Annotated in this window: 14 protein-coding genes; 7 read left to right on the plus strand and 7 right to left on the minus strand. The window is 66.1% G+C overall.

What is annotated here, in order from left to right; genetic code table 11:
- The first annotated feature begins 4 nt into the window (after positions 1–4).
- The gene (locus BLQ39_RS03675; protein WP_174775339.1) at positions 5–1,150 is read left to right on the plus strand and encodes an alkaline phosphatase family protein; all 1,146 of its coding nucleotides are present in this window, start codon (positions 5–7) and stop codon (positions 1,148–1,150) included.
- Here the strand turns inward: BLQ39_RS03675 and BLQ39_RS03680 are convergent.
- Positions 1,147–1,746 carry a DUF3043 domain-containing protein gene (locus BLQ39_RS03680; RefSeq protein ID WP_241977063.1) on the minus strand — a complete coding sequence of 200 codons (600 nt, stop codon included), beginning with the start codon at positions 1,744–1,746 and terminating at the stop codon, positions 1,147–1,149. The two genes, BLQ39_RS03675 and BLQ39_RS03680, sit on opposite strands and share 4 nt — an antisense overlap.
- 37 nt (positions 1,747–1,783) lie before the next feature.
- Between BLQ39_RS03680 and BLQ39_RS03685 the strand changes: the two genes are divergently transcribed.
- The 5 genes from BLQ39_RS03685 to BLQ39_RS03705 all read left to right on the plus strand — a co-directional run bounded on the left by BLQ39_RS03685 (position 1,784) and on the right by BLQ39_RS03705 (position 6,935).
- On the plus strand, positions 1,784–3,199 hold the full coding sequence (locus BLQ39_RS03685) for a dipeptidase (RefSeq protein ID WP_092321845.1): 1,416 nt from the start codon (positions 1,784–1,786) through the stop codon (positions 3,197–3,199).
- A gap of 103 nt (positions 3,200–3,302) precedes the next feature.
- Entirely contained in the window at positions 3,303–3,659 is a 357-nt protein-coding gene (gene erpA, locus BLQ39_RS03690; protein ID WP_092321846.1) for an iron-sulfur cluster insertion protein ErpA, read from the plus strand.
- Between the two features lie 237 nt (positions 3,660–3,896).
- Positions 3,897–4,781, plus strand: coding sequence for an aa3-type cytochrome oxidase subunit II (gene ctaC, locus BLQ39_RS03695; RefSeq protein WP_092321848.1), 885 nt, complete (start codon positions 3,897–3,899; stop codon positions 4,779–4,781).
- Between the two features lie 3 nt (positions 4,782–4,784).
- Positions 4,785–6,512 (plus strand): aa3-type cytochrome oxidase subunit I, encoded by a 1,728-nt coding sequence (ctaD, locus tag BLQ39_RS03700; protein WP_092321849.1) that lies wholly within the window; start codon positions 4,785–4,787, stop codon positions 6,510–6,512.
- The gene (locus BLQ39_RS03705) at positions 6,513–6,935 is read left to right on the plus strand and encodes a cytochrome c oxidase subunit 4 (RefSeq protein WP_092321851.1); all 423 of its coding nucleotides are present in this window, start codon (positions 6,513–6,515) and stop codon (positions 6,933–6,935) included. It begins immediately after the preceding gene.
- Between the two features lie 104 nt (positions 6,936–7,039).
- Here BLQ39_RS03705 and BLQ39_RS03710 read toward each other — a convergent pair whose 3' ends face one another.
- From BLQ39_RS03710 to ctaE, 5 genes are read right to left on the minus strand one after another with little or no spacing between them, the layout of a single operon-like run.
- On the minus strand, positions 7,040–7,885 hold the full coding sequence (locus BLQ39_RS03710) for a methyltransferase domain-containing protein (protein ID WP_092321852.1): 846 nt from the start codon (positions 7,883–7,885) through the stop codon (positions 7,040–7,042).
- 25 nt (positions 7,886–7,910) lie between these two features.
- Positions 7,911–9,545 carry a cytochrome bc1 complex cytochrome b subunit gene (gene qcrB / locus BLQ39_RS03715; RefSeq protein WP_092321854.1) on the minus strand — a complete coding sequence of 545 codons (1,635 nt, stop codon included), beginning with the start codon at positions 9,543–9,545 and terminating at the stop codon, positions 7,911–7,913.
- Positions 9,539–10,606 (minus strand): cytochrome bc1 complex Rieske iron-sulfur subunit, encoded by a 1,068-nt coding sequence (qcrA, locus tag BLQ39_RS03720; RefSeq protein ID WP_092321855.1) that lies wholly within the window; start codon positions 10,604–10,606, stop codon positions 9,539–9,541. Before qcrA ends, qcrB begins: the two co-directional genes overlap by 7 nt.
- A 38-nt stretch (positions 10,607–10,644) precedes the next feature.
- Positions 10,645–11,457 carry a cytochrome bc1 complex diheme cytochrome c subunit gene (qcrC, locus tag BLQ39_RS03725; protein WP_092321857.1) on the minus strand — a complete coding sequence of 271 codons (813 nt, stop codon included), beginning with the start codon at positions 11,455–11,457 and terminating at the stop codon, positions 10,645–10,647.
- An 18-nt stretch (positions 11,458–11,475) separates the two neighbouring features.
- Entirely contained in the window at positions 11,476–12,105 is a 630-nt protein-coding gene (ctaE, locus tag BLQ39_RS03730; protein ID WP_370254907.1) for an aa3-type cytochrome oxidase subunit III, read from the minus strand.
- Positions 12,106–12,247: 142 nt separating this feature from the next.
- On the opposite strand from ctaE, the gene trpD reads away from it, so the two are divergent.
- Positions 12,248–13,300 carry an anthranilate phosphoribosyltransferase gene (trpD, locus tag BLQ39_RS03735; protein WP_092321860.1) on the plus strand — a complete coding sequence of 351 codons (1,053 nt, stop codon included), beginning with the start codon at positions 12,248–12,250 and terminating at the stop codon, positions 13,298–13,300.
- A gap of 12 nt (positions 13,301–13,312) precedes the next feature.
- Here trpD and BLQ39_RS03740 read toward each other — a convergent pair.
- On the minus strand, positions 13,313–13,623 hold a 311-nt coding region (locus tag BLQ39_RS03740; protein WP_176759153.1), incomplete at its 5' end, for an aquaporin.

Below are 13,623 nucleotides of genomic sequence, written 5' to 3' on the forward strand. Positions count from 1 at the left end.
CCCGATGCCCCCCATGCTACCGGCCCGCCAATTCAGCGTCCTGCGCCTTGCCGACGTTCTGGCAAGTTCCCTCGCCGCGATCCTCGGCCAATCGAACTCCCTGGCTCTTCCCCCGGCGTCCAGGTCGGTCGTCGTGCTCGCCGACGGGCTCGGGGTGAGCTCCCTCCGCGCCCGGGCCGGCCACGCGCGCTTCCTGTCCTCGCTTCTCACGAAGGCGAGCGTCATCGACGGGGTGTTCCCCGCGACGACGGCAGCGGGAATCGCGACCCTGACCACCGGTGCTGCGCCGGGGCAGCACGGCCTCGTCGGCTACCGGGTGCTTGACGCCGCACGCGACCGGGTCGTGAACCAGCTCACCGGCTGGGATGACGACATGCGGCCCGCCACCTGGCAGCGGGCGAGAACAGTCTTCGAGCGGGCCGGCGACGAGGGGGTCCCCAGCTTTGCCATCGGGCCCAGGAAGTTCACCGGATCCGGGTTCACCCAGGCTGTCCTGCGCGGCGCCACCTACGTTCCCGCCGAGAAGATCGCCGACCGCTTCGCCGCGGCCCGACGCATCCTCGACGTCGAACCACGCGCCCTGGTCTACCTCTACGTCGCCGAACTCGACATGGCGGCCCACGCCCACGGATGGGAGTCCGGCCGGTGGCTCGCCGAACTGGAGATCCTCGACGGCGAACTCGCTCGTTTCGCCGCCGGCCTGCGCTCCGACGAGGGCCTGCTCGTCACCGCGGACCACGGCGTGATCGACGTGCCCCCGACGAAGCACGTCCTCTTCGACACCGTGCCGGAGCTCGTCGCCGGAGTGCGCCACATCGGCGGCGACCCGCGCTGCCTGCACCTGTACCTGGAGCCCGGCCAGTCCGAGGTGACCGCGGAATCACTCGCCGAGGCCTGGCGCGGCGTCGAAGGCGATCGGGCCTGGGTGTTCACCCGCGACGAAGCCGTGGCGGCCGGGCTGTTCGGTGCCGTCGATCCCGAGGTTCTCCCTCGGATCGGGGACGTGATGGTTGCCGCCCGCCGGCTGGTGGCCTACTACGACTCGAGAGAGCCCAACCAGGCGGCACGGTCGATGATCGGGCAGCACGGCTCGCTCACCGACGAGGAGCTGCGCGTGCCCCTGGTCAGGGCAGGCGCCTTCGGCCGTTAGGACGGGTACTGGCCGCGCTTCACCTGCGGCTTGGGCAGGCGCATGGGACGCAGCTGCAGGGCGCGCATGGCCGCGTACCAGCGCACGCGTTCCACCCTGCCCGTGCCGAATTTGGCTTCCATCTTGCGGGTGAGGAGGAATCCGAGCACCACGGCGTCGACGACGGCCACGAGGAAGAACGCCCAGAGTGCGAGGATCCCGTAGGTCTGCACGGCCGGGTCGGGGAAGAAGGTCAGCAGGATCACGAGGAACATGACCGGAATCATGAACTCCCCGACGTTGAACCGGGCGTCGACGTAGTCGCGCGCAAAGCGCTTCTGAGGTCCGCGTTCGCGCAGGGGCAGGTACTTCTCCTCGCCCGCCGCCATGCCGAGCCGTGCACGGTCACGTGCCTGCATGGATTTCGCGCGGGCCTGCTTGGCGGCCAGCTTGCGGTCGTCGGGAACCAGGGGGCGCTTGTTGGCCGCTTCCTGCTCCCGGCGGCGCGGCGTGGCCTGGCCCTTGCCGGCGGGGGTGCCGCCAGTGAGACGGGCCGTCGTCTGCTCGAGACTTTCGGTCGACGAGTTGGAGTCCGGGTTTACAGGTTGGTTAGCCACATCAGTTCCTTGCATTGGTTGGCTTAAGATTACCTGCATGACGGATACCTCGGAAACTGACACAACGACCACCAGCGACGCGGACCTTCGGGCGGCCGTGGAACGGGGGATACCGGCGACGATCGCGGAGTTGTGCGCCCTGGTGAAGATCCCCTCTGTGGCCTGGGCCGCGTTCGATCCCAGCCACGTGCAGGCCAGCGCGGAGGCCGTCGCCGCCCTCGCCCGGGGCCTCGACGTTTTCGAGTCGGTGGAGATCAAGCAGGCGGGGATTCCCGGCAGTTCCGACCTCGGCCAGCCGGCCGTGCTGGCCACGCGACGGGCCCGCAACGGACGCCCCACCGTGTTGCTGTACGCGCACCACGACGTTCAGCCCCCCGGCAAGGACGAGGAGTGGGAATCCAGCCCCTTCGAGGCGACCGTTCGCGGCGACCGACTGTACGGACGGGGCGCGGCCGACGACAAGGCGGGCGTGATGGCGCACATCGCGTCCATTCGCGCGCTCGTCGAGGCGGAGGGCCCCGACTTCGACCTCGGGCTGGCCCTGTTCATCGAGGGGGAAGAGGAGTTCGGGAGCCGCTCCTTCGCGACCTTCCTCGAGGAGAACCGGGAGGCGCTGCGCGCCGACGCGATCGTGGTCGCCGATTCCAACAACTGGGACATCGACACTCCGGCGCTCACCATCGGCCTGCGCGGCAACGTGACCTTCCGACTGACCGTTCGCACCCTCGACCATGCTTCCCACTCCGGCATGTTCGGGGGAGCGGTGCCGGATGCCATGCTGGCCACGATCGCCCTGCTGGCCACCCTGCACGACGCCGACGGCTCGGTCGCCGTAACCGGCCTCACCAGCCACGAACAGGCGACCCCCGACTACTCCGAGCAGCAGCTGCGCCTCGAGACCGGCCTGATCGACGGGGTCGCGACGATCGGCCGCGGCACGATCCTCAGCCGGATTTGGTCGCAGCCCTCGATCACCGTCACCGGGATCGACGCGCCCTCCGTCGCGAACGCCTCCAACACGCTTTCGCCCTCGATCTCCGTGCGGGTCAGCACCCGCATCGCCCCGGGGCAGGTCGCGGCAGACGCCTACGTCGCGCTGGAGAAGCACCTGGTCGAGCATGCTCCGTTCGGCGCGAAGGTCGAAATCGACGACGTCGACATGGGGGAGCCGTTCCTCGTCGACACCAGCGGCTGGGCCGTCGCGGAGGCCAGGCAGGCCATGGCCGACGCGTGGGGGACGGAGCCGGTCGACATCGGCGTCGGGGGGTCGATCCCCTTCATCGCCGATCTCGTGCGCGTGTTCCCGGAGGCCCAAATCCTCGTCACCGGGGTGGAAGACCCGGACTCTCGTGCGCACAGCCCGAATGAATCGCTGCACCTGGGCGTTTTCAAGCGGGCGGTGCTCAGCGAAGCGCTCCTGCTGGGTCGGCTCAACCAGCGCACAGGGCACTGAGCATCCCGTCCATCTGCCCAGGCGGGAATGTCCACGGCCTCTTCCCGGTTGTCTCGGATAGAATCCGTCTCAATTCCCGCCCAGGCGAACACCGAGGAGCATCATGACCGACACCATCGCCACCAGCACCGAGGCCCATGGCGTTGGCCTCACCGACGTCGCCGCCCAGAAGGTACGCAGCCTGCTCGCCCAGGAAGGCCGGGAGGATCTGCGCCTGCGGGTCGCCGTCCAGCCCGGCGGCTGCTCTGGCCTGATCTACCAGTTGTACTTCGACGAGCGGATGCTCGACGGCGACGCCGTCCGGGACTTCGACGGCGTCGAGGTCATCGTGGACAAGATGAGCGTCCCGTACCTGGTCGGAGCGTCGATCGACTTCGAGGACACGATCCAGAAGCAGGGTTTCACCATCGACAACCCCAACGCCGGCGGCAGCTGCGCCTGTGGAGATTCCTTCAGCTAGGTCGCTCTGTGCATGCTTTGCTGGGAGATCATCCGTCTGGATGGTCTCCCCGCGGCGTTGACGGGCACCTCGGTGTGTCTTCCCGAGGCATCGATGGGAGCCTTATTGTCCTCGGTATGGGCTTTTTTGGCCGACGAGGCCGCGTTCGTGCACTCTGGTCGGCGTGTCTCGGAGTAGGCTAGGAATCGGTCAAAGCACTTCCTGAGAAGTGCCCTCGAGTCTCCCGAAAGGTGCCCGGTGCGCAATAATCGCCGTCTCCGATGGGCTGCAATTCCGGTCGCAGCGACGTTATCTATGGTTCTCGCCGGGTGCACAACTGCCCAGCTCAACGGCTTCATGCCTGGTTTTGAGGAGGGGCAACCAAACGTCACGAACCAGACCGGCCGCATCGGCGGGCTCTGGACAACGTCCTGGATCGTCCTCCTCGTCGTCGGGCTGATCACCTGGGGCCTCACGCTCTGGGCTGTCGTGGTCTACCGACGGCGCAAGGGGCAGACCGGGCTTCCGGTGCAGCTTCGCTACAACATGCCGATCGAGATCTTCTACACGGTCGTGCCGTTGATCCTCGTGATCGGCTTCTTCGCCTTCACGGCTCGCGACCAGACCGCCATCGAAGCCCGCTTCGATGAGCCCGACGTGAAGATCGGGGCCATTGCCAAGCAGTGGGCCTGGGACTTCAACTACGTCAACGAGGACGTCTACACGGCGGGCGTCCAGGGCCAGCCCGACCCGGCCGGCGACCCCGGTTCCCTCGTGGAGACCGAGATCCCCACGCTGGTTCTCCCGGTCGGCAAGAAGATCGAGTTCGCACTCGACGCCCGCGATGTCATCCACTCCTTCTGGGTCATCGACTTCCTGTACAAGAAAGACATGATCCCCGGAAAGACTAACTACATGTCGGTCATTCCGGAACGGATCGGCACCTACCAGGGCAAGTGCGCGGAGCTCTGCGGCGAGTACCACTCCCTCATGCTCTTCAACGTCGAGGTCGTTTCGCAGGATGACTACGACGCGTATATTGAGTCCCTCCGGGCGGCCGGTAATGAGGGTCAGCTCGACATCGACTACAACCGCAACCAGAATCTTCCGGGCACCAACGCCCCGAAGGCGCAGGAGGATTAGGCCATGAGCACCACGACCGCACCCGCCCCGCGGCGCACGACGCCCCTGTCGCCCTCGGCCAACCGCAAGGGAAACATCCTCGTCAAGTGGATGACCTCGACTGACCACAAGGTCATCGGGTACATGTACCTGATCACCTCGTTCGTCTACTTCTGCATCGGCGGGGTGATGGCGCTCATCATGCGCGCCCAGCTCTTCGAGCCCGGACTGGAGATCGTCGCAACGAAGGAACAGTACAACCAGCTGTTCACGATGCACGGCACGATCATGCTCCTCATGTTCGCGACTCCGCTCTTCTTCGGCTTCGCAAACGCGCTGATGCCGCTGCAGATCGGCGCGCCTGACGTGGCGTTCCCGCGGCTGAACGCACTGTCGTTCTGGTTCTTCAACTTCGGCAGCCTGATCGCCGTCGCCGGGTTCCTGACACCGCAGGGCGCCGCATCCTTCGGCTGGTTCGCCTACCAGCCCCTGGCGAGCACCACCTTCTCGCCGGGCGTCGGTGGAAACCTGTGGATGGTGGGCCTGGGCCTGTCCGGCTTCGGGACGATCCTCGGTGGCGTGAACTTCATCACGACGATCATCACGATGCGCGCGCCGGGCATGACCATGTTCCGGATGCCCATCTTCACCTGGAACACCCTGGTCACCTCGATCCTGATCCTGATGGCGTTCCCCGTGCTGGCCGCGGCGATGCTCGCAGCCGCCGCCGACCGCATCTTCGGCGCCCACATCTACGACCCGGCAAACGGCGGCGCCATCCTGTGGCAGCACCTGTTCTGGTTTTTCGGGCACCCCGAGGTCTATATCATCGCCCTGCCGTTCTTCGGCATTGTGTCCGAGGTGTTCCCGGTCTTCAGCCGCAAGCCGATCTTCGGCTACAAGACACTGATCTACGCGACCGTCTCTATCGCGGCCCTCTCCGTTGCCGTCTGGGCCCACCACATGTACGTCACCGGCTCGGTGCTGCTGCCGTTCTTCTCCCTGATGACAATGCTCATCGCGGTGCCGACGGGCGTGAAGATCTTCAACTGGATCGGCACCATGTGGCGGGGGTCGCTCACCTTTGAGGCGCCCATGCTCTGGGCCCTCGGCTTCCTGATCACGTTCACGTTCGGTGGGCTGACCGGCGTCATCCTCGCATCGCCGCCGCTCGACTTTCACGTTTCCGACACCTACTTCGTGGTGGCTCACTTCCACTACGTCGTCTTCGGCACCGTCGTCTTCGCCATGTTCAGCGGCTTCTACTTCTGGTGGCCGAAGTGGACCGGCAAGATGCTCAACGAGCGTCTCGGCCGCTGGCACTTCTGGTTGCTGTTCATCGGCTTCCACACCACCTTCCTCGTGCAGCACTGGCTCGGTGTCGTCGGAATGCCCAGGCGCTACGCCACCTACTCGCCCGACGACGGCTTCACCTGGATGAACCAGCTCTCCACCGTCGGGTCGATGATCCTTGCTCTGTCCATGATCCCGTTCTTCCTCAACGTGTACCTGACCACCCGCAACGCGGCCAAGGTCACCGTCAACGACCCGTGGGGGTACGGGGCATCGCTCGAGTGGGCGACATCCTGCCCGCCGCCCCGGCACAACTTCACCTCCATTCCGCGGATCCGGTCCGAACGTCCCGCGTTCGACCTGAACCACCCGGAGGCGGGGATTCCGGTCGGCATCGGCCCGGGCAAAGATGCTCCGGATGCCCCTACCTACGACGCATCGTCAGAAACGGTCAAGTAAATGAGAGCGAACGTCAATCTCTTCTGGATCCTGACGGCGTTCTTCGCCATCGTGACTGTCGTGTACACCGTGTGGGGTCTCCTCGACACGAGCCAGGGCCGGATCGAGTGGGCCGGCACCTTCGCGCTGGGGCTCTGCTCCCTCCTGTCCCTGCTCATCGGCTTCTACCTGAGCCGCGTGCGCGGCGCCCAGGGCGGCGACCTGCCGGAGGACCGCCTCGACGCCAACATCGACGACGGCGATCCCGAGGCGGGCTTCTTCAGCCCGTGGAGCTGGTGGCCGATCATGCTCGCTGCCAGCACCGCGCTGCTGTTCCTGGGCCTGGCCGTGGGGTTCTGGATTTCCTTCATCGCCCTGGCAATCGGCCTCATCAGCCTGGTCGGCTGGGTCTACGAGTACTACCGAGGCCTGTTCGCGCGGTAGACCAGCAATCGGAATGCCGCCTACGCGTCTTGACGCGTAGGCGGCATTCTTTTTTTGGCGTAGGACCCTGGCCTGCGGATGTGTCCCGCCGGGGTCTTACGAGGTCAGTCCGTTCGGCGGCGGAATCCGAGTACCTCGAAGGCGGTCGTCACCGTCCACGGCACGTCGTCGGCGTCCTCGGCCGGCTTCGTTTCCCTCTGGTGCGCGTCCCTGTGATGCGCGGATGGCCCCATCCCGATCAGGGCATGGACGTCTGTCGACGACAGGCTGAGCGGGCGGGAGAGGGCCTCCCTGGACTCGAGCTCGAACCAGGGCGCCAGGCTTGCCCGGAGCTGCGCCGCCTTGTCTGCCTGCACGTCGAGGGCGAGGCCGGCCTCCCGGAGTTCCCGGAGATGGTCAGCCTGGGGGATGACAACGGCCAGCAGGCCCCGCGGCCTGAGCACCCGGTGGAACTCGACGGGGTTCCGCGGCGCGAACACCGTGAGGATGACGTCCGCCGCCCCATCCCGTACCGGCAAGGGGGACCAGACATCGGCGACCAGGCCGTCGACGCGGTCGTCGTCCCGTGCGGTGCGTGCGACGGCGGCGGGGGAGAGGTCCACGCCCAGGGCACGCGCGTCGGGGCAGGAAGCCAGCACGCCGCGGAGGTAATAGCCCGTTCCGCAGCCGATATCGAGCACGCGAGAGGGGGCCTCGGCGGAGACCAGGACCGCAAGGGCATTGCGGAGGGGCTCGAACCAGCCGGCGTTCAGGAAGGCGTCCCTGGCATCGAGCATGGCGGCGCTGTCGCCGATCAGCCCCCGGGAACCGCCGAGGGCGGAGAGGAAACCGCGCTTGTTGATGTCGAAGGAATGCCCGGCCGGACAGACCAGAACAAGCGGGCCGCCGGGGGACAGGGGCTGGAAACAGTTCGGGCACCGAAGCCACTCCGACAAGGTCTGGAGGGACATCGATGCCCGATCTGGTTGCGGTTCCCTAGTGGTGATCGCCGTGCGCCTGCTCGATTTCGGTGGTGCTCACCGGCGAGATGCGGTCTTCGAAGAACCAGCGGGACAGCCCGGCGCGCATTCTCTGGCCGACCGTGATCCTGCCCCGGTCATCGGGGCGAATCATGAGCGGCTTGTAATCGGAGTAGTCCACCAGCTTCCAGCGCTCGTACTCGTCGACCGGCTGGTGCACCTCGATGTACTCACCGCCCGGAAGTCGGACGATGCGCCCGGACTCGTACCCGTGCAGCACGATCTCGCGGTCCTTCTTCTGCAGGGCCAGGCAGGTGCGCTTGGCAATGAAGTACGCCGCGAACGGGCCGAGGATCGTGAGCGCCTGCATGGTGTGGATGACACCCTCCATCGTCACCTGGAAGTGCGTCGCGATGATGTCGGAGCTTGCAGCGGCCCAGAGGGCTGCATAGAACGTGACGCCGGCCGCACCGATGGCGGTGCGGGTCGGGGCGTTGCGCGGGCGGTCCAGGATGTGGTGCTCGCGCTTGTCGCCCGTGATCCAGGCCTCGATGAAGGGGTAGATCATCACGAGGACGATGAACAAACCGAGTCCGACCAGCGGAATCAGGATGTTGAACGACCAGGTGCCCCCGAGCCCCACGAACTCCAGTCCCGGCGGGACCAGCCGCAGCGCGCCATCGGCGAAGCCGATGTACCAGTCGGGCTGGGTGCCGGCGGAAACCGGCGAGGGGTCGTACGGCCCGTAGTTCCAGATCGGGTTGATCGTGAAGAACGTTGCCATCAGCATGATTACACCGAAGACCAGGAAGAAGAACCCACCGCCCTTGGCTGCGAACAGCGGCAGAATCGGGGCTCCGGCCACGTTCTGGTTCGTGCGTCCGGCGCCCGGGTACTGGGTGTGCTTGTGCACGACGACGAATACGAGGTGCATCGCGATGAGCGCGACGATGATCGCCGGAAGCAGCAGGATGTGCAGCGAGTAGAGGCGACCCACGATATCGGTGCCGGGGAACTCGCCGCCGAAGAGCAGGAAGGTGATCCACGTCCCGACCAGCGGGATTCCCTTGACCATTCCGTCGATGATGCGGAGTCCGTTGCCGGAGAGCAGGTCGTCAGGAAGGGAATAGCCGGTGAATCCTTCGGCCATCGCCAGGATGAACAGGATGAAGCCGATGACCCAGTTCAGCTCGCGCGGCTTCCGGAATGCGCCGGTGAAGTAGACGCGGAGCATGTGCAGTCCGATGGCGGCAACGAACAACAGGGCGGCCCAGTGGTGGACCTGACGCATCAGCAGTCCGCCGCGGACATCGAAGGAGATGTCCAGGGTGGATGCCATGGCGGCCGACATCTCGATGCCCTTCAACGGCACGAACGAGCCGTCGTAGTGCACCTCCGACATCGAAGCCTGGAAGAAGAACGTCAGGAAGGAACCGGACAGCAGGATGACGACGAAGCTGTACAGGGCCACCTCGCCCAGCATGAATGACCAGTGGTCCGGGAAGACCTTGCGGCCGAGTGCCTTGACCGCGCCGGAGATGCTGGTGCGCTCATCGATGTAGTTCGACGCGGCGGCGGTCAGGCCGCCGGACTTCTTCTTTGCGGCCAGCGCGGTGGATGGTGCCGCGGATGATTCAGTCGTAGTCACGATCGCTCCCAGAAGCTCGGCCCGACGGGCTCAGTGAAGTCGCTCTGCGCGATGAGGTAGCCCTCGGCGTCAACGGCGATGGGCAACTGCGGGAGGGGCCGTTTGGCCGGTCCGAAGATGACCTCGCAATGGTTGCTGACGTCGAACTGCGACTGGTGGCACGGGCAGAGGAGGTGGTGGGTCTGCTGTTCGTACAGAGCGACGGGGCAGCCGACGTGGGTGCAGATCTTGGAGTAGGCGACGATGCCGTCGTAGGACCAGTCCTTGCGCTCCGGCAGCTCGTTGAGGTCTTCCGGCTTCAGGCGCATGAGCAGAACCGCGGCCTTCGCCTTCTCCTCGAGCTTGCCGTATTCGAGGTCCTGGAGGCCCTCGGGGATGACGTGGAACGCCGACCCGAGGGTGACGTCGACGGCCCTGATCGGGGTGCCGCTCGGGTCCATGGCAAGCCGCGTCCCCTTCTTCCACATCGTCTGGCTGAGCAGCTCGATGGGGTCGGTATCCGGGCCGAGGCCACGGAAGAGCACGACGGCCGGGAGCGGAAACGCGATCAGCGCAGCGAACAGGCTGTTGCGGATGAGGGTACGACGGCCGAAGCCGGACTCTTCGTTGGCGATCTCGAAGATCTCCACCGCGCGAGCCCGGGTTTCTTCCGAGCCGCGCACCGGGTGGCGCTCGTCGATGACCTCGTGGTTGGACATGAGGGCCTTGCCCCAGTGGACGATGCCGATGCCGAGGGCGAGCAGGGCGAGCGAGAGCCCCAGGCCGATGAACAGGTTGTTCTCGCGCACCGAACCGGGATCTTCGGGGTTGATCGGGAAGGCCATGTACGCGGCGATCGCGAAAACACTGCCGACGACCGACACGTAGAAGAGCGTGTAGACCGTGCGTTCGGCACGGCGCTCGGCCTTCGGGTCGACGTCGGTCACCCGCAAATCGTGGGGCGGGAATCCGGGGTTCGCAATGGCATCCCGGGTGACCACGGCTGTGCCGACGGGCACGTCCGGACCGCCGTGCGACGAGTCGGCGGCGGCCAGTTCCTTCCCGCCGTTATCGTCCTTGGCCATTGTTCTCCTTCTTAGCGTGTGTCATGTCCGGATGCCGGTCAGTTCGACTTCGCGGTGATCCATACGGTTGTCGCGACGACGGCTCCCAGCCCGAAGATCCAGAGGAAGAGTCCCTCTGAAACCGGGCCGAGCGAGCCAAGCGCGAAACCGCCGGGGGACGGGTTGTTCTCGAGGTACTTGAGGTATGTGATGATGTCGCGCTTGCCCTCTGGCGTGATGTTGACGTCATTGAACACCGGCATGTTCTGTGGTCCGGTGACCATGGCCTCGAAGATGTGGGCCTCGGTGACACCGGTCAGGGCTGGTGCGAACTTGCCCTCGGTGAGGGCTCCGCCCGCGCCGGCCACGTTGTGGCACATGGCGCAGTTGACGCGGAAGAGTTCCCCGCCGGCGGCGGCGTCACCCTGGGCGTCGAGCAGCGAGGCATCCGGAAGGCCCGGTCCGGGAGCAAGGGAGGCGACATAGGCGACGAGGGCCCTGGTCTGCTCTGCGGTGAACTGCACCGGCTTCTTCCGTGCCTGCGGGCCGTTCATCTGCATCGGCATACGCCCGGTGCCGACCTGGAAGTCGACCGAAGCGGCGCCGACACCGATGAGGCTCGGCCCGGTGCCGCTGCCCTGGGCACTCAGGCCGTGGCAGGTCGCACAGTTCGCGGCGAAAAGCTTCTCGCCTTCATCAATCGTCTGCTGGGAGGACAGGTCCGACTCGGCGCGTGCCGTGCTGGTACTGAACATGGCGTACGCGCCGCCGGTGAACATCAGGCCGATGGCGATGAGCGCGACGCTGGCCAGCGGATGGCGTCGGCCGGCCTTCCGGCTGGTGCGGGGCTTGCTTGTCTTGGTCTCAGGCATGCTGAAGATGTCCGCTTCCTATTTGAGAACGTAGATGACCAGGAACAGGCCGATCCAGACGACGTCGACGAAGTGCCAGTAGTAGGACACGACGATGGCGCTGGTTGCCTCTTTGTGGCCGAAGTGCTTGACCGCGAAGGCGCGACCAATGATGAGGAGGAAGGCGATCAGGCCGCCGGTGACGTGCAGGCCGTGGAATCCGGTCGTGATGTAGAACGCCGAGCCGTAGGAATTCGACGAGAGCGACACGCCTTCGGAGACGAGCGTTGCATACTCCAGAACCTGCCCGGCGACGAAGATCGCGCCCAGTGCGTAGGTGAGGAAAAACCACTCGACCATGCCCCACTGGCTTGGCTTCCAGCCGGTCGAGCGCGACTGCAGCCGCTCGGCGGCAAACACGCCGAACTGGCAGGTCACGGAGGAGAACACCAGGATCAGCGTGTTCACCAGCGCGAAGGTGAAGTTGTGCTTGTCCGTTTCGAACTGCCACAACTCCGGCGCCGTGGAGCGCAGCGTGAAGTAGATCGCAAACAGCCCGGCGAAGAACATGACTTCGCTTCCCAGCCAGACAATGGTGCCCACTGCCACGCTGTTGGGCCTGTTCACTACAGGCGTACTTGCCGTATGGGATATCGAGGTGCTCGTCACCCCTCCATTATGGCCGATATCCGCACAGGTTTTTCTCAACCTGGCGTGCCAGTTGCCCGAAAGTGCGGATTCGCGTGCCCCTGTCCGGTGTCACGTGACCAGAAAAGACGGGGCTCGGTCGCGAGCGGATTAAGCTGAATTCATGCTCGAATCGCAATCCTGGCCGAATGTCCTCAGTGCCCTTCTTGGTGGGGAGGACCTGAGCGTCGCCGACGCAGCCTGGAGCATGGAGCAGATCATGCGAGGGGAGGCGTCTTCGGCCCAGATTGCGGCGTTCCTGGTCGCGCTGCGGGCCAAGGGGGAGACCGTCGACGAGATCGTTGGATTCCGGGACGCGATCCTCGATCACGCCGTGCCGCTGGGCGTCGACCCGATGGGGCTGGACATCGTCGGCACCGGGGGAGACCGGTTCGGCACCGTGAACGTGTCGACCATGGCGTCCATCGTCTGTGCTGCGGCCGGCATCCCGGTCATCAAACACGGCAACCGGGCCGCAAGTTCCGCGTCGGGCTCGTCGGATGTCCTCGCGGAGCTGGGCATCGACCTCACCCTCTCGGCCGAGAAAGTCGCTGAGATCCTCACCGCCACCGGCGTCACGTTCGCCTATGCGGCCGCTTTCCACCCCGGTTTCCGCCATGTGGCCGCCACCCGCAAGGAACTGGGCATTCCGACGGTGTTCAACTACCTCGGTCCCTTGTGCAACCCGGCGCGGCCGGAGGCCTCCGCGGTGGGCGTCGCGAGCCTCGACCGGGTACCGCTGTTCGTCGGCGTGTTCCAGACCCGCGGCGCGACGGCTCTCGTCTTCCGGGGTGACGACGGGCTGGATGAGTTGAGCACGACCGGCCACAGCCACATCTGGGAGGTTTCCCGCGGGCTCGTGACCGAACACGACATCGACCCGCGCGACCTCGGCATCACCCGGGCGAAGATGAGCGACCTCGTCGGGGGAGACGCCGCGCACAACGCGGCCGTGGTGCATGCCGTGCTCGCCGGAGAGAAGGGACCCGTGCGCGACATCGTGCTGCTCAACGCGGCCGCGGGACTGGTGGCGTATGACCTGGCCAACGACCCGGGACAGGTGCAGACGGCGATCCTCGACCGTTTCCGCAGCAAGTTGGCCGTGGCCGTGGAGACGATCGACTCCGGCGCGGCCACGGCCAAGCTGGCGCAGTGGGTACAGGCCAGCCGGGCCTGAACCGCGCGGTGATTAGGTCAGGATCGGCAGCAGCACGACGGATGCCCAGCCGGCGAGAAGCCCGCCGATGACCGGTCCGACGACGGGCACCCAGGAGTAGGCCCAGTCTGAGCCGCCCTTGCCCTTGATCGGCAGCAGGAAGTGCGCGATCCGCGGCCCGAGGTCCCGGGCCGGGTTGATCGCGTAGCCGGTCGGGCCGCCGAGTGAGGTGCCGATCACGATCACGATCAGGGCCACCGGCAGGGCGCCGAGGGCGGCGAGGCCGCCGGCTTCGCCCTGGCGTCCGCCGCCGAAGGCGATGACGACGAAGACGAGCACGAAGG

Source organism: Cryobacterium psychrotolerans (genome assembly GCF_900101115.1).
GTDB lineage: Bacteria > Actinomycetota > Actinomycetes > Actinomycetales > Microbacteriaceae > Cryobacterium > Cryobacterium psychrotolerans.